Consider the following 13,587-nt stretch of genomic DNA (forward strand, 5'->3'; position numbering starts at 1 on the left):
ATGTCGCAATCGAGCCAGTCACATTGCGACATTCTGCCAAAAGCTGTCACAAAGAAAATTCGATCAAAGGATTCCGCCATGTCGGACGAAGAAGACATCATCCTCGCAGATCTGGACGACGACGAGCTTGTCCAACAAATGTTTGACGACCTCTATGATGGCCTCAAAGAGGAAATCGAAGAAGGCGTAAACATCCTGCTCAGCCGCGATTGGCCGCCCTACCGCGTGCTCACAGAAGCCCTCGTTGGCGGCATGACAATCGTCGGACAAGACTTCCGCGACGGCATCCTCTTTGTGCCCGAAGTTCTGCTCGCCGCCAACGCGATGAAGGGCGGCATGGCGATCCTCAAGCCGCTCTTGGCCGAAACAGGCGCGCCCCGCGTCGGTGGCATGGTCATCGGCACGGTCAAAGGCGATATCCACGACATTGGCAAAAACCTTGTCGCCATGATGATGGAAGGCGCAGGCTTTGAAGTCGAAGACATCGGCATCAACAACCCGGTCGAAAATTATCTCGCCGCCCTCGAAGAGCACAAGCCAGAGATCCTCGGGATGTCGGCCCTGCTGACAACCACAATGCCCTACATGAAAGTCGTGATCGACACGATGGTCGAGCAAGGCATCCGCGACGATTATATCGTCCTCGTGGGCGGCGCGCCGCTCAACGAAGAGTTCGGCAAAGCCATTGGTGCCGACGCCTACTGCCGTGATGCGGCTGTGGCCGTCGAAACCGCCAAAGAATGGGTCGCGCGAAAGCACAACCAAGCCTCGGCGGGCTAAGCCCGGGCGACACAAACGCGTCTCAAAGGCCCGCCGGACAGACCGCGCGGGCCTTTTTTCTAAAGGAGCGATAATGTTACCAGACGACACCACGCTCACAGCCGAAGGCCTTCCCCCCGAAGGCACAGGCCGCCTGCTGCTGATCGCCTGCGGCGCGCTGGCCCGCGAAATTCTCGCCCTCAAAGCACAAAACCGCTGGGACCACATGGATCTCACCTGCCTGCCCGCCAATCTTCATCTCTACCCAGAGCGCATCACCGAAGCGGTCGAGGCCAGCGTGCTGAAACACCGCGCCGCCTATGATGCGATCTTCGTGGTCTACGCCGATTGCGGCACAGGCGGGCTGCTCGCGGCCAAATGCGCCGAGCTTGGCGTCGAGATGGTCGCAGGCCCGCATTGCTACTCCTTCTTTGAAGGCAACGCCGCCTTCGCCGCCCATGAGGATGAAATCACCGCCTTCTACCTCACCGATTTTCTCGTAAAACAGTTTGACGCCTTCGTCTGGAAGCCGATGGGCCTGCACAAACACCCCGAGCTGCGCAACATGATCTTTGGCAATTATACCAAGCTCGTCTACCAAGCCCAAACCCGCGACACCGCCCTTGAAGCCAAAGCCCAAGACTGCGCCGCCCGCCTCGGCCTTGCCTATGAATACCGCTTCACAGGCTACGGCGATCTCGCCGCAGCCCTCCTAGCCCAAGCGGACAAAGCCTGAAGACAACAGTCCAGAGACTGCCCGACACCTGCCCGACACCGGCCCTCTGCCTTTCCCTCTGCCTTTTTCTTTCTCAAAATATCCTGGGGTGAAGCGCCAAAAGCCCTACCGCTTTTGGCGCTGAGGGGCAAAGCCCCTTCTTGGTCGGATTTGCGCAGCAAATCCGACGTTCTTAGGCGTCCGCTGCCACTGTTCTGATCCGCTCGATCATGGCGCGCACCCCATTGCTGCGCTGTGCAGAAAGATGCTCCTGAAGCCCCAGCCGCCCAAGCTCGCCCTGTGCATCCACAGCCAGAACCGCGTCCAGATCAAGCCCGTTGTAAAGTTTGCGCAACACAGCCACCAGCCCGCGCACAATCATAGCGTCGCTCTCGCCGTCAAAGCTGAAAACACCCCCCTCAACCTTGGGATGCAGCCAGACCTGACTGGCGCAACCCTCAACCTTGGTGGCCGGCACTTTAAGCGCCTCCTCAAGCGGGTCCATCGCCTTGCCCAGCTCGATCACATAGGCATAACGGTCTTCCCAATCCTCCAGAAACTGGAAATCCTCCACAAGCTCTTCAAATGCAGCGCTGCTCATCATGCTCCCCTTCTACTCCCCTTGAAATAGGCCTCCGATGCGCGAAGGTCCATATGCTTTCCCGTCTTTTCAAGCCCGCCGCAATCAGGTAGCAAGACAGGAACACACAAGACGGAGTGACAAATGCGGATCATCCTCACAACAGCTCTGGTCTCGGCCCTCGCCCTGTCAGGATGTGGCAAAGGCCCTGGCGGCTCCAAATACAACCCGCTCAACTGGTTTGGCAACAGCCGCAGCGAAGCCGTCGCAACAGCGCCGCAAAACCCGCTCATTCCCAAGGAATCCGCCCTCAAACGTGGCCCCGTAGACTATCAAGGCGTTCTGGTCGCCGAAGTGATCGCCATGAGCATCGAGCCGGCAGCCGGCGGCGCGATCCTGCGTGTGACAGGGCTGTCGCCCACGCTCGGCGCCTATAACGTCAAGCTCGTGCCCGAATTTGATCTTGATAAAGACGGGCCGCAAGAGACATTAAATTACAGTCTGAAAGCCGAGTATTCCGCCGTGTCTCGCCCCGCCGCGCCAGCGCGCTCGCGCGAGCTTCTGGCAGCGGTCTTTGTTTCGGACGAAATGCTGCGCGGGGTGCGCAACATTCGCGTCACCGGCGCAGAAAATGCCCGCTCCGTCAGACGTTAAGCCGCGTTCTTAAAGTGAAATAACCTTCACAGAGCGGCCCTTGACGGCCAAAGCGATCTCGCCGTCACAGAGCCGCAAGGCATCCTCGCCAAAGGCTTCCCGCCGCCAACCGCTCAGCGCGGCCACGTCCCGCTCCCCCGCCGCGATCATGTCCAGATCACTGGCCGAGGCGATCAGCTTCGCCGCAACGCCCATATCTTCGGTCTTGGCCTTGAGCAAAACCCGCAAAAGATCGGCCAAAGCAGGGTTCACATTGAGCTTTTCACGCGTTTTGTCGCCTTGGGGCATATCCTCGGGCTTGCAGGCCAAACCCGCCGCCACAGCCGCCAAAATCCCCTCCGCAATCTCGCCCTTGCGCGCATCGCGCAGCAACAGCCGCGAGCGCGACAGATCATTCATATCCTTAGGCTTGGTTGAGGCCAGCTCGGTGAGCGCATCGTCCTTGTAAACACGGCTGCGCGGAACATTGCGCGCCTGCGCATAGGCCTCGCGAAATTTCGCCAGCTCCCGCACCACAGCCAGAAACTTGCCCGAGCTTGTGCGCACTTTCACCCGCTCCCAAGCCTTGGCAGGGTCGATCTGATAGGTCGCCGGCGAGGTCAGCACAGACAGCTCCTCACTCACCCATTTGGCGCGCTTGTTCTTGGCCAGCTGGTCGCGCAGATATTCATAAATCTGGCGCAAATGCGTGACATCCGCCAAAGCATAGGTCTTCTGTGCGTCTGACAAGGGCCGCCGCGACCAGTCGGTAAAGCGGCTTGTCTTGTCCACCGTGTCCTTGGCAATCTTGCGCACCAAAGTCTCATAGCCGACCTGCTCGCCAAAGCCACAAACCATCGCCGCAACCTGCGTGTCAAACAAAGGCGCAGGGATCACATCCCCGTCATGGAAAAATATCTCCAGATCCTGTCGCGCCGCATGAAAAACTTTCACAACGCCCTCATCCGCCATCAGGTCATAAAGCGGCTGAAGCGAAATCCCGCTCGCCAGCGGGTCCACCAGAACGGCGTTGTCATCTGTCGTGCCTGGCATCGCCAGCTGCACAAGGCAGAGCTTGGAATAATAGGTCCGCTCGCGCAAAAACTCTGTGTCAACAGTGACATAGTCGTGGGTTGCGGCCTCTTGGCAGTAGTCTGCCAGCTCTGCTGTCGTGGTGATCGTTCTCATAAAGGCGCTTGCTCTTGTGTTATATGGCTCTGCCTATACGCCAGAGGGTGAGGAATGAAAAGCGCCAGGCGAGTTCTCAGGGCGAGATCTCAGGGCAAGCTTACAGGGCGCGTGTCCCCGCTGGCAAAGCGCCTGAGCACCGCAGGGTAAAGTCGATGCTCCTGCACAAGCACCCGCGCCGCCAGCGTTTCGGCCGTGTCGCCCGCCAAAACAGGCACCCGCGCCTGCCCAAGGATCGGCCCGTCGTCGAGCTTGGCTGTGACTTCATGCACAGTGCAGCCCGCCTCGCTGTCGCCCGCCTCCAAAGCCCGCTGATGGGTGTGCAGCCCTTTGTATTTCGGCAAAAGCGAGGGGTGGATATTAAGCATCCGCCCGTCCCACTGGCGGGTAAAACCTTCGGTCAACACGCGCATAAAACCGCAAAGACAGATCATATCAGGCGCATGGCGCGCGAGCACGCTTTGCAACTCGGCCTCAAAGGCCGCGCGATCCGCCCCGTAAGGCCGATGGTCGACAATTTCTGTGGCCACGCCAAGCGCCTCGGCCTTGGCCAGTCCGCCCGCCTCCGCGCGATTGCTCACAACAACACAGGGCCGCGCAGGGTGGTCCCCCGTCATGCTCTTCACAAGCGACAGCATATTTGAGCCGCCCCCCGAGATAAAGAGCGCAACCCGCATCAGATCAGCGCGCCCGAGTAGCGCACACCCGCGCCCGCCGTCACAGTGCCCAGCACAGAAACAGTCTCGCCCTCGGCCTCCAGAAGCGTCTTCAGGCGCTCGGCCTCTTGCGCGTCCACCGAGAGGATCATGCCAATCCCCGAGTTGAACGTCTTAAGCATTTCGGCCTCGGCCATACCGCCTGTCGCGGCGAGCCATTTGAACACCTCGGGGAGTTCCCAAGCATCAAGGTTGATATCCGCGCCCAAGCCCTCAGGCAGAACCCGTGGCAGGTTCTCGGTCAGCCCGCCGCCCGTGATATGCGCCAGCGCATGAACGCCGCCGCTCTTCACAGCCGCCAAAGCCTGTTTCACATAGAGCCGCGTCGGCGTCAGCAAAGCCGCGCCAAGCGTGCCCTCGGCCCATGGGCAGTCCGCGTCCCAGCCAAGGCCTGAGACGTCAACAAGCTTGCGCACAAGACTATAGCCGTTGGAGTGCACCCCGTCAGAGGCCAGCCCTAAAAGCACATCGCCCTCAACCACACCGCTTGGCAAATCCTGCCCACGCTCCATCGCGCCGACAGAAAAACCCGCCAGATCAAAGTCGCCATCAGGATACATCCCCGGCATCTCGGCCGTCTCGCCCCCAATCAAAGCACAGCCCGACAGCTCGCAGCCCTTGGCAATGCCCTCAATGATGCGCGCGGCCTTGTCCATCTCCAGACGCCCCGTGGCAAAGTAATCAAGGAAAAAGAGCGGCTCCGCCCCTTGGCACACCAGATCGTTGACACACATCGCCACAAGGTCGATGCCCACGCCGTCAACTTCGCCCGTATCAATCGCAATGCGCAGCTTCGTGCCCACACCGTCTGTCGCGGCCACAAGCACAGGGTCGCTATAGCCCGCCGCCTTGAGATCAAACAAAGCGCCAAAGCCGCCAAGCCCTGACATAACGCCTGCGCGCGCCGTGCGCTTAGCCGCAGGCTTGATGCGCTCCACAAGCGCGTTGCCCGCGTCAATATCTACGCCTGCATCTGCATAGGTGAGTCCGTCTTTGCCAGCCATCCTGAAGCCCCCATATCAAAGTTGCCCACGTCCTAAATCATCCCCTGCCGCATAGCAACGGCCCATAGTCACGCAAAGACTTGACGCCGCCCGCCGGTCTGCTAACCAGTCGCCTATGGCGGGCCTGTAGCTCAGTTGGTTAGAGCAGAGCGCTCATAACGCTTTGGTCGTAGGTTCGAGTCCTACCGGGCCTACCAAACCCTCCGCCAAGCTCACAGCACAAGATCGCGCCATAAGCCCATATCACACGTCGTGAGCGCCCGCGATTAGGCCGTGCCGAGCAGGTCCCGCGCAATCTGTTCAAAAATAGCCGTTCCCATAGGGATAATATCGTCGGGAAAGTCATAATCGGGATTGTGCAGCGCCGCATAGCCCTCGCCTGGTCCAAGGCACAGCATGGCCGCCTTTGCGCCCCAGCCAAACACCCCGAAGTCCTCAGACGCGCGCATCGGCACCCCCGCGCCGCTATGAGCGATCTCAAGTCGATCAAGCGCCTTGGCCGCAACCTCATAGGCCTCGGGCGCATTGATCGAGGCGGCAAAATGATCCTCAATCTCAAAGTCGACCGTTAGCCCGTATTTTTCGGCGGCCGCGTCTGCCAAAGCGCGCGCGCCCGCTTCGATCCCCTCAAGCCCCGCATCATGGGTGCTGCGCAGCGTCGCAAAAATCACCCCATCACCGGGCGCAATCCCGAACGACGGTGCCCCGATCTGGACATGGGTGAGCGTCACCAAGCGAAACGCCGCATCAAGCGCGCCCCCCGTGCCAAGCGCTTCAAGCGCGGGAATAAGCTCTGCAATCGCGCGCGCAGGCGACACCCCGTCTTCAGGGTCCGCTGCATGGGCGGTTTTCCCCGCAAACGAAATCTTGAGGCCAAGAGAAGCACAGTTGATCAGCCCGGGGGCCGTTGAGACAAAGCCAAACGGACGGCCCGGCTCCAGATGAATGGCAAAGGCCCAGTCGGGCGCAATCTCCTGAAACGCAGGGTCCGCAACCACAGCCTTTGCGCCGCTGCCGTCTTCCTCGGCGGGCTGGAACATCAAAACAACCCGCCCCTTGGCCACAGGCTGGCGCGCGATCAGCCGCCCCAAAGCCAGCACCATGGTCATATGCCCGTCGTGCCCGCAGACATGGCTCTTGCCGTCGACCTCTGAGGCATAGTCGATCTTGCTGTTCTTTTCCTCGATCGGCAAAGCATCGAGCTCGGCGCGAAACAAAACAGTCGGCCCCGCGACACCGCTGTCAAAAACAGCCGCAACCCCGTGTCCGCCAAGCCCCGTCAGGATCTTGCTGGGCGACAGCGCTTCAAGCGCCCCGACAATCCGCCGCGCCGTCTCGACTTCTTCGCCCGCAACCTCGGGAAAGCGGTGCAACAGGCGGCGAAACGCCGTCAGCTCCACAAGATCAAGATTTGTCAGCATTCTTCCCCCACGCACAGCGCTCTCTTGCCCGTGATATGAGCCGCAACGGCGTAAGGATGCAACCCGCAAGCCGATTGAACCGCCCCCGCTTTCGCGCTACCAAACTCCCAAGGGCCAGCCGCACCGCCCGGAAAGAGCACCATGACACCACCGCGCCATACTCTCCAGACCGCCGCTCTGCTGGTGCTCGGCCTTGTTGGCGCTCTGCTCGCCGAGGCGCTCGGCCTGCCGCTGCCCTTTCTGCTCGGCCCGCTCCTTGCCACGGCGCTTGTCGCGGTCTTCGCCAGCGCCCGCCTGCCGGCAGGCTATGCCTTCCCCGCCAATATCCGCGTGCCTTTCATCGGCCTGATCGGCGCGGTGATCGGCGCACAGGTCACGCCCGCGCTGCTCGCCTCCCTGCATGATCTGCTGCCCTCGCTCGCCGCCATGGTCGCCTTCGTGCTCCTCGCCCAAGGGCTGAACTACGCGGTGTTTCGCTACATCGGCGGCTATGATGCGCCCACCGCCTTCTTCTCGGGCGCGCCGGGCGGGCTGATCGAATCTATCGCCATGGGCGAAGCCACAGGCGCGCAGCAGCCGACCCTGATCGCCCAGCAATTCCTGCGCATCATTCTGGTGATCACTCTGGTGCCCCTCGGCCTCTCGCTCTGGCTCGGCTATCCCGTTGGCTCGGCCAGCGGGCTGAGCGTCAACACCCTCCCCGTCACATGGGCGGCCTATCCCCAAGCCGCCGTGATCCTCGCTCTCGGCCTTGTCGCGGGCCGCGCCATGCGCCTGCCCGCATGGCAGCTTACAGGGCCGCTGCTCGTCTCCGCAGGCTTTGCCTTGCTCGGCGCGCCTCTCGCGCTGCCCGACTGGCTCGTTCTGCTCGCCCAGCTTGTTGTGGGTGCCTCACTCGGGATGCGCTTTGCTGGCCTTGATATGCCCACGCTGCGCCGCTGCCTCTGGCTCTCGCTTGTCTCGATTGGCCTCATGTTCGCCCTCGCAGCCGCCCTCGCCGCGCTCCTGATCGGGCCGACAGAGCAGCCCTTGAAAACCCTCTTCATCACCTTCGCCCCCGGCGGCGTCAACGAAATGGCGCTGATCGCCCTCTCGCTGCAAGCCAACCCCGCCTTTGTCACCCTGCACCATATCTTTCGCATCATGGTGACAGTGCTCCTGCTCGGCTTTGTCGCCAAGCGGCTCAACAAAGTTGACTAAAGCGGCGGGCTTGCGTTATTGAACGAGTGTTCATTTCATGCGCGCAAACGCCAAGGAGCCTCCCATGCAACTCTCAGCCACCAAAGCCATCATCACAGGCGGAGCCTCAGGCCTCGGCGAAGCCACCGCGCGCCACTTTCGCACCCTCGGCGCCGAAGTCACCCTCCTTGACCGTGATGTTGCGCGCGGCAAAGCCGTCGCCGCCGAGATCGGCGCGCATTTTGCCCAGACCGATGTGACAGACGAAGCCAGCGTTGCCGCCGCGATTGACGCCGCCACCTCCGCCATGGGCGGGCTCACCGCCGCGATCAACTGCGCCGGCATAGCCCCGCCCGCCAAGACACTGGGCCGCGACGGCCCCCACCCGCTCGCACTCTACCAAAGCGTGATTGACATCAACTTGGTTGGCTCCTTCAACGTCGCCCGCCTCGCCGCCGCCGCCATGGCCAAAGGCGCACCCGACGCCGCAGGCGAGCGCGGCGTGATCATCAACACCGCCTCCATCGCAGGCTTTGAAGGCCAGAAAGGCCAAGTCGCCTATGCCTCCTCCAAAGGCGGTATTCTCGGCATGGTCCTGCCCATGGCCCGCGACCTGGCCCGCGACAATATCCGCGTCATGGCCATCGCCCCCGGTATCTTCGCTACCCCGATGCTCAAGGGCCTGCCCCAAGAGGTGCAAGACGCGCTGGCCAAAGACGTCACCTGCCCACAGCGCTTAGGCGACCCGCTCGAATACGCGCGCCTCGCGGCCTTTATCGTCGAGTCAGGCTACCTCAACGGAACCTCGATCCGCATTGACGGCGCGCTTCGGATGCAGTGAGGCATTGGACGGATAGCAGCCCTTGTCGACGGAGGCTAACGTCAGCCCCTGGGGTGGCGATGCTACGGTTTTGATAAGGCGCTTTATGCTCGCCAAGCACATCCTCAGAACGAATGGCGCGCCTGCATCTGCCAAATCGCCAGCCCAAGGGAGGGGCTGACGATAGCCGGGCCGCTCCGCGGCTGTTAACCGGCTGGCTGCACACATTGATTGTCTTCTATGGGCTCAAAGCAGATTTTCACAGTTCATAGGCTGCCCCCTTGCGAACTGTTAATTAACTAAATTTCGGTTAATCAAAACTGTTTCACGCGGTGCACGCATGGTGCACGCATGGTGCACGCATATCACCCCCCCCCGAATCAGGCATTTTTTGGGCCGTTAACCCGCCTGTTCGGCCTTTTCTTCAAGCGTTAACCAATCTTCTTCGGCCTGCGCCAAAGCGCTCTGACGCTCGACCAAAGCCTCGGTGGCTTTCTTGAACTTCACGGGTTCCTTAGTGAACAAATCAGGCTGCGCCAGCAGCTCTTCGAGCTTGCCGATCTCGGCTGTCAGCCGCTCCATAACGCTTGGAAGTTCTTTCAAACGGTGCTCTTCCGTAAAGCTGAGCTTGGGTTTGGCCTTGGCCTTCTCCTGCTTCTCTTTTGCCCGCGAAGCCTTTGTATTTGGGCGGTTTTCCCAGTCGTCACTGTCGGGCTTCTGGGCCTGATAGTCGCTCCAGCCGCCCGCATAAACCGTGGCCTTGCCGTCGCCTTCCATCGCCACAGTGAGGCTTGCCACACGGTCCAGAAAGTCCCGATCGTGGCTCACAAGCAGCACGGTTCCGTCATAGTCGTCCAGAATTTCCTGCAACAGATCGAGCGATTCGACGTCCAAATCGTTGGTCGGCTCGTCCAGCACCAGCAAATTGCTTTCCCGCGCCATCAGTTTGGCCAGCAAAAGGCGCGCCTTTTCCCCACCCGAAAGCGCTTTCACAGGCCCCCGCGCCTGACCTTCCTCAAACAGAAATTCTTTAAGGTATCCAACAACATGGCGTGGCATTCCACGCACCATAATCTGGTCGGCCTTGCCCGAAACCCGCATATCAGGGTCGCCTGTGAGGCTGTCCCAAAGGCTCATCTCCGGATCAAGTTGGGCGCGCGCCTGATCAAAGATCGCCGCCTCCAGATTGGTCCCGAGTTTGACCGTGCCTGCGTCGGGTTCTTCCAGCTTCATCAAGAGCTTAATGGCCGTGGTCTTGCCCACACCATTGGGCCCGACAAAAGCAATCCGGTCCCCGCGCTGCACGGTGATGTCAAACTCTGTTAAGATTTGCTTGCCATCATAGGCTTTCGATATCCCGACCGCCTCAATGACCTTCTTCCCCGAAACCACCCCCGACGACAGCGCCATACCCGCCGTGCCCTGCCGTCTGATCTGGCTTGAGCGCTCTTCGCGCAGCTCGGCAAGGGCACGCACACGGCCTTGGTTGCGCTTGCGGCGCGCGCTGATGCCTTCAACAGCCCAGCGGGCCTCGGCTTTGATCTTGCGGTCAAGCTTGTGGCGGGCTTGGTCCTCTTCGTCCCAAAGCTTGTCGCGCCACGCTTCAAAATGCTCGAATCCTTGCTCGTTTCGCAGAACTTTTCCCCTGTCAATCCAGAGGGTTGCGCGCGTAAGTTCACGTAAAAAGGCGCGGTCGTGGCTGATCAAAACAAAGGCCGTGCGCGTCGCCTTCAGCTCGCCTTCCAGCCAGCGGATCGCCTCGATATCAAGGTGGTTGGTCGGCTCGTCAAGCAGCATCAACTCTGGCGCTTCCGCCATCAGCTTGGCCAAGGCCGCGCGCCGCTTTTCGCCGCCGCTCGCCGTCTCCACAGGCCGCTCAGGGTCAAACTTGAGGCCCTCGCCAGCCCGCTCCACGCGGTAAAGTTCCCCTGGCTCAAGCCCGCTTGAAGCATAGTCCCCAAGCGTCAAAAAGCCTGTCATATCAGGCTCTTGCTCCATATAGCCAACGCGCACACCAGGGCCCGCAACGACATCGCCTTTGTCCGTTTCGACAAGCCCCGCCATGACTTTCATAAGCGTCGATTTGCCCGAGCCGTTCCGTCCGACCAGAGCGAGCCTGTCGCCAGATTGCAAGGAGGCCGAAAGCCCGTCAAAGACTGGGTTTCCGCCGAATGTCAGCGAGACATCATTGAGCTGTAAAAGGGGTGCGCGTGCCATGGCAGAGCGCTACCGCCCCCCGCGCGCAGCGTCAAGCGCTCTCACGCCGCAAGGGCGCGCAAAAGCTTTATCCGCGTCGCCGGAATAGCGCCAACCTCCAGCCCCATAAAAACGTGCAGCGTGCCCATATCCTTGTCGATCACAGCATGATCACTGACCCAAGCGCCCATTGCCAAATAGCTGCGCAGCAAGGGCGGCATCTGCGCCACACCCCGCTTCAGATCGGGAGCCTCAAGAATTTTGCCTTTAAAATCATAAACCAAAGGCGCGCGCGCCTTGGGGCGCCAATGCTCAGGGGCCGCGTGATGCGCCTTTAATATTGCAAAACTATCCAGATAGGGCGCCGCAGAAGCCCCCGCAAAAGACGCACAGCCAATCAGCATTTGCACGGTTTTTTCGTCGACATAGCGCGTCAAAGCGGCCCATGCCACACGCAGGATATCAGGGTCGCTCAACGCAGGGTCCGTGCAAAAACGCCCCATCTCAAGCATCCTGCCACCAAACCCGCCAAGCGCGCCCAGATCATAATACTGCGCCGAATAACTCTCACACAGCTGGCTACCATCCCGCATCAGAAATATACGAAAACAGCCCGCCAGACGCCCCGTGTCGTGCTCCACCAAAACATGATCGCACGCCCCGTCAAAGCGGTCACAGTCCAAGCCCTCAGCGCCAAAAAAGGCGCGGTGGCGCAGAGCTTGCGCCGCCTGAACATCGCCCGCAGAGGCCGCAAGGCGAACTCTATAGCGCCCCTTCACAAACTCTTTCATAGCACCCTTCCGCGCGTCGCCCCGACTGGCAACACAGCGATCTTAACACAGCTCACTTCAGATAGGTGACGATTTCAGGCCCATCAGAGCCTATTCAAACGCCCCAGGCGAGAAGCGCCCGATGCTGCCGAGCAGCTGGCGCAGGAATGTGTCGTTTCTGACGGTCTGGTCGGTCACACGGCGCGACAGCGTCACGACTTCACCGTCCTCAAGCGAGAATCGTTCAATATTCTGCACAATCCCCGCCTCGGTAAAGCTGATCGCAAGAACCTCACGATTGATTTCTTTTGGCCGTAAAGCCCCGAAAAACCGCACACGACTTTTTACATAATAATAGCCGCTGTCGTTCAATACGCCCGCCGTCGAGGGCAAACCCACCGCCTCGGCCACACTGTCGCGGGAATCAACCCCAACAACAATCTCGGCCAAATCGCTCTCGGGCGGCACATAGCCGTGGTCACGATATGTCGCGGCACAAGAGCTTAACGCCATGAAAACAAGCCCGAGCAGCAAAAACGCCGCGCTCTGCTGTATGGGGTGGGTAATTGCTTTCATCTCTGCCCTCTTGTATCGGCGGTTGTGGCCTTGCCTTCCGATTACTAAGGAAAGGCCCCCGATTCAAGGAGCGGCGCGATGGCCCAAGACTTTAACGACACCACAACGATACCCGTTTCGCGCCTTTCGGCAAACCAAAGCTACAGCTTTTCGCTCAAACTGTCCGATGAAGCACGCGCCGAGATGGCCAAGACGCTTGATCTGCTTGCGCTCAAAAAGCCAAGCCTGATCGGCACGCTGAAGCCACATGGCGCAGATGACTGGCTCTTGGAGGCCCGCCTTGGGGCAACGGTGCAACAGGCCTGCGTGATCACGCTTGCCCCCGTCAGCGCCCGTATAGAAGAGCGCGTCGAGCGGCTGTTTGTGCGGCAGATGCCAAATTTTGACGACCTTGAAGAAGATGCAGAGGTCGAAATGCCCGAAGACGACCGCGCCGAGCCGCTGGAAAACACGATAAATCTGGCGGATGTCTTTGGCGAAGCTCTGTCTCTTGCCTTGCCGCCCTATCCGCGCGCCGAGGGTGCAAACCTCACAGAGGCCGTCTTTACAGAAGACGGCAAGACCCCCCTCACAGATCAGGACACAAAGCCTTTCGCAGGCCTTGCTGCCCTTAAGGCCAAGCTGGAAGACCGCGAGAGTTAAGGTAAAATTCGGGGTTGCAACTCATGCGTTTCCAGCTATTTTCGCGCGCTCTTACGAATTTAGGGTTGGACAGGCTCACCGCTTTTGCATAAGAGCAGTCTGAACCCGAACGCACAGGGCTTCGCCCTTCTGAAACTGGCAGTTTTGCCCCTAGATAATTGAGGTTGCGACATGGCTGTCCAACAGAACAAAGTATCCAAATCACGTCGCAACAACCGTCGTGCACATGATAGCCTCACGGCTGCAAACCCGAATGAGTGCCAAAACTGCGGCGAACTCAAGCGCCCGCACCACGTCTGCCCAGACTGTGGCCACTATGCAGATCGCGAAGTGATCGCGATGGCGGACGAAGTCGAGATCGACGAAGACGCGGCCTAAGCCGAGGCTT

General features: G+C 60.3%; 15 protein-coding genes and 1 tRNA gene. 8 read left to right on the forward strand and 8 right to left on the reverse strand.

The window, feature by feature from the left end; genetic code table 11:
• The first annotated feature begins 78 nt into the window (after nt 1-78).
• Nucleotides 79-780: a corrinoid protein gene (locus tag ACTF58_RS07295; protein ID WP_438991314.1), complete on the forward strand. Its 702-nt coding sequence runs from the start codon at nt 79-81 to the stop codon at nt 778-780.
• Between the two features lie 73 nt (nt 781-853).
• Nucleotides 854-1,495, forward strand: a complete 642-nt coding sequence (locus tag ACTF58_RS07300) for a DUF1638 domain-containing protein (protein ID WP_438991315.1) — start codon at nt 854-856, stop codon at nt 1,493-1,495.
• Nucleotides 1,496-1,667: 172 nt separating this feature from the next.
• Here the strand turns inward: ACTF58_RS07300 and ACTF58_RS07305 are convergent, their stop codons facing one another.
• A complete protein-coding gene (locus tag ACTF58_RS07305) occupies nt 1,668-2,075 on the reverse strand; it encodes a SufE family protein (protein WP_438991316.1) in 408 nt (135 codons plus the stop codon).
• 123 nt (nt 2,076-2,198) lie between these two features.
• Between ACTF58_RS07305 and ACTF58_RS07310 the strand changes: the two genes are divergently transcribed.
• Nucleotides 2,199-2,708 (forward strand): hypothetical protein, encoded by a 510-nt coding sequence (locus ACTF58_RS07310; protein WP_438991317.1) that lies wholly within the window; start codon nt 2,199-2,201, stop codon nt 2,706-2,708.
• 9 nt (nt 2,709-2,717) lie between these two features.
• On the opposite strand, the gene rnd is transcribed toward ACTF58_RS07310, so the two are convergent.
• The 3 genes from rnd to purM form a co-directional block, all read right to left on the reverse strand.
• Nucleotides 2,718-3,875 (reverse strand): ribonuclease D, encoded by a 1,158-nt coding sequence (rnd, locus tag ACTF58_RS07315; protein WP_438991318.1) that lies wholly within the window; start codon nt 3,873-3,875, stop codon nt 2,718-2,720.
• 89 nt (nt 3,876-3,964) lie between these two features.
• A complete protein-coding gene (purN, locus tag ACTF58_RS07320; protein ID WP_438991319.1) occupies nt 3,965-4,552 on the reverse strand; it encodes a phosphoribosylglycinamide formyltransferase in 588 nt (195 codons plus the stop codon).
• Nucleotides 4,552-5,595 carry a phosphoribosylformylglycinamidine cyclo-ligase gene (gene purM, locus ACTF58_RS07325; protein WP_438991320.1) on the reverse strand — a complete coding sequence of 348 codons (1,044 nt, stop codon included), beginning with the start codon at nt 5,593-5,595 and terminating at the stop codon, nt 4,552-4,554. The genes purN and purM overlap by 1 nt, the downstream gene beginning before the upstream one ends.
• A gap of 120 nt (nt 5,596-5,715) precedes the next feature.
• Here purM and ACTF58_RS07330 point away from each other — a divergent pair.
• Nucleotides 5,716-5,792, forward strand: a tRNA-Ile gene (locus ACTF58_RS07330).
• Between the two features lie 69 nt (nt 5,793-5,861).
• Here ACTF58_RS07330 and ACTF58_RS07335 read toward each other — a convergent pair.
• A complete protein-coding gene (locus ACTF58_RS07335) occupies nt 5,862-7,016 on the reverse strand; it encodes an amidohydrolase (protein ID WP_438991321.1) in 1,155 nt (384 codons plus the stop codon).
• A 141-nt stretch (nt 7,017-7,157) separates the two neighbouring features.
• On the opposite strand from ACTF58_RS07335, the gene ACTF58_RS07340 reads away from it, so the two are divergent.
• Nucleotides 7,158-8,216 carry an AbrB family transcriptional regulator gene (locus tag ACTF58_RS07340; RefSeq protein WP_438991322.1) on the forward strand — a complete coding sequence of 353 codons (1,059 nt, stop codon included), beginning with the start codon at nt 7,158-7,160 and terminating at the stop codon, nt 8,214-8,216.
• A gap of 64 nt (nt 8,217-8,280) precedes the next feature.
• A complete protein-coding gene (locus ACTF58_RS07345; RefSeq protein ID WP_438991323.1) occupies nt 8,281-9,036 on the forward strand; it encodes an SDR family NAD(P)-dependent oxidoreductase in 756 nt (251 codons plus the stop codon).
• Between the two features lie 378 nt (nt 9,037-9,414).
• Here ACTF58_RS07345 and ACTF58_RS07350 read toward each other — a convergent pair whose 3' ends face one another.
• The 3 genes from ACTF58_RS07350 to ACTF58_RS07360 all read right to left on the reverse strand — a co-directional run bounded on the left by ACTF58_RS07350 (nt 9,415) and on the right by ACTF58_RS07360 (nt 12,557).
• Complete coding sequence (locus tag ACTF58_RS07350; RefSeq protein WP_438991324.1) at nt 9,415-11,232, reverse strand: ABC-F family ATP-binding cassette domain-containing protein; 1,818 nt, start codon at nt 11,230-11,232, stop codon at nt 9,415-9,417.
• Between the two features lie 41 nt (nt 11,233-11,273).
• Nucleotides 11,274-12,002: a GNAT family N-acetyltransferase gene (locus ACTF58_RS07355; RefSeq protein ID WP_438991325.1), complete on the reverse strand. Its 729-nt coding sequence runs from the start codon at nt 12,000-12,002 to the stop codon at nt 11,274-11,276.
• 90 nt (nt 12,003-12,092) lie between these two features.
• Nucleotides 12,093-12,557: an outer membrane protein assembly factor BamE gene (locus ACTF58_RS07360; protein WP_438991326.1), complete on the reverse strand. Its 465-nt coding sequence runs from the start codon at nt 12,555-12,557 to the stop codon at nt 12,093-12,095.
• A 78-nt stretch (nt 12,558-12,635) separates the two neighbouring features.
• Between ACTF58_RS07360 and ACTF58_RS07365 the strand changes: the two genes are divergently transcribed.
• Together ACTF58_RS07365 and rpmF are read left to right on the forward strand one after the other, a co-directional pair.
• Nucleotides 12,636-13,199, forward strand: a complete 564-nt coding sequence (locus ACTF58_RS07365) for a YceD family protein (RefSeq protein WP_438991327.1) — start codon at nt 12,636-12,638, stop codon at nt 13,197-13,199.
• A gap of 171 nt (nt 13,200-13,370) precedes the next feature.
• On the forward strand, nt 13,371-13,577 hold the full coding sequence (gene rpmF / locus ACTF58_RS07370; RefSeq protein ID WP_298805686.1) for a 50S ribosomal protein L32: 207 nt from the start codon (nt 13,371-13,373) through the stop codon (nt 13,575-13,577).
• Nucleotides 13,578-13,587 lie beyond the last annotated feature (10 nt).

The sequence above is a fragment of the Lentibacter sp. genome (genome assembly GCF_965657785.1).
Lineage (GTDB): Bacteria > Pseudomonadota > Alphaproteobacteria > Rhodobacterales > Rhodobacteraceae > Lentibacter.

Bases quoted from the DNA above. Each gene is read 5' to 3' on its own strand.
- ACTF58_RS07300 (WP_438991315.1), top strand. From the start codon at position 854: ATGTTACCAGACGACACCACGCTCACAGCCGAAGGCCTTCCCCCCGAA.
- ACTF58_RS07365 (WP_438991327.1), top strand. From the start codon at position 12,636: ATGGCCCAAGACTTTAACGACACCACAACGATACCCGTTTCGCGCCTT.
- ACTF58_RS07340 (WP_438991322.1), top strand. From the start codon at position 7,158: ATGACACCACCGCGCCATACTCTCCAGACCGCCGCTCTGCTGGTGCTC.
- purM (WP_438991320.1), bottom strand. From the start codon at position 5,595: ATGGCTGGCAAAGACGGACTCACCTATGCAGATGCAGGCGTAGATATT.
- ACTF58_RS07295 (WP_438991314.1), top strand. From the start codon at position 79: ATGTCGGACGAAGAAGACATCATCCTCGCAGATCTGGACGACGACGAG.
- ACTF58_RS07335 (WP_438991321.1), bottom strand. From the start codon at position 7,016: ATGCTGACAAATCTTGATCTTGTGGAGCTGACGGCGTTTCGCCGCCTG.
- rnd (WP_438991318.1), bottom strand. From the start codon at position 3,875: ATGAGAACGATCACCACGACAGCAGAGCTGGCAGACTACTGCCAAGAG.
- ACTF58_RS07360 (WP_438991326.1), bottom strand. From the start codon at position 12,557: ATGAAAGCAATTACCCACCCCATACAGCAGAGCGCGGCGTTTTTGCTG.
- ACTF58_RS07305 (WP_438991316.1), bottom strand. From the start codon at position 2,075: ATGAGCAGCGCTGCATTTGAAGAGCTTGTGGAGGATTTCCAGTTTCTG.
- ACTF58_RS07345 (WP_438991323.1), top strand. From the start codon at position 8,281: ATGCAACTCTCAGCCACCAAAGCCATCATCACAGGCGGAGCCTCAGGC.
- ACTF58_RS07310 (WP_438991317.1), top strand. From the start codon at position 2,199: ATGCGGATCATCCTCACAACAGCTCTGGTCTCGGCCCTCGCCCTGTCA.
- ACTF58_RS07355 (WP_438991325.1), bottom strand. From the start codon at position 12,002: ATGAAAGAGTTTGTGAAGGGGCGCTATAGAGTTCGCCTTGCGGCCTCT.
- purN (WP_438991319.1), bottom strand. From the start codon at position 4,552: ATGCGGGTTGCGCTCTTTATCTCGGGGGGCGGCTCAAATATGCTGTCG.
- rpmF (WP_298805686.1), top strand. From the start codon at position 13,371: ATGGCTGTCCAACAGAACAAAGTATCCAAATCACGTCGCAACAACCGT.
- ACTF58_RS07350 (WP_438991324.1), bottom strand. From the start codon at position 11,232: ATGGCACGCGCACCCCTTTTACAGCTCAATGATGTCTCGCTGACATTC.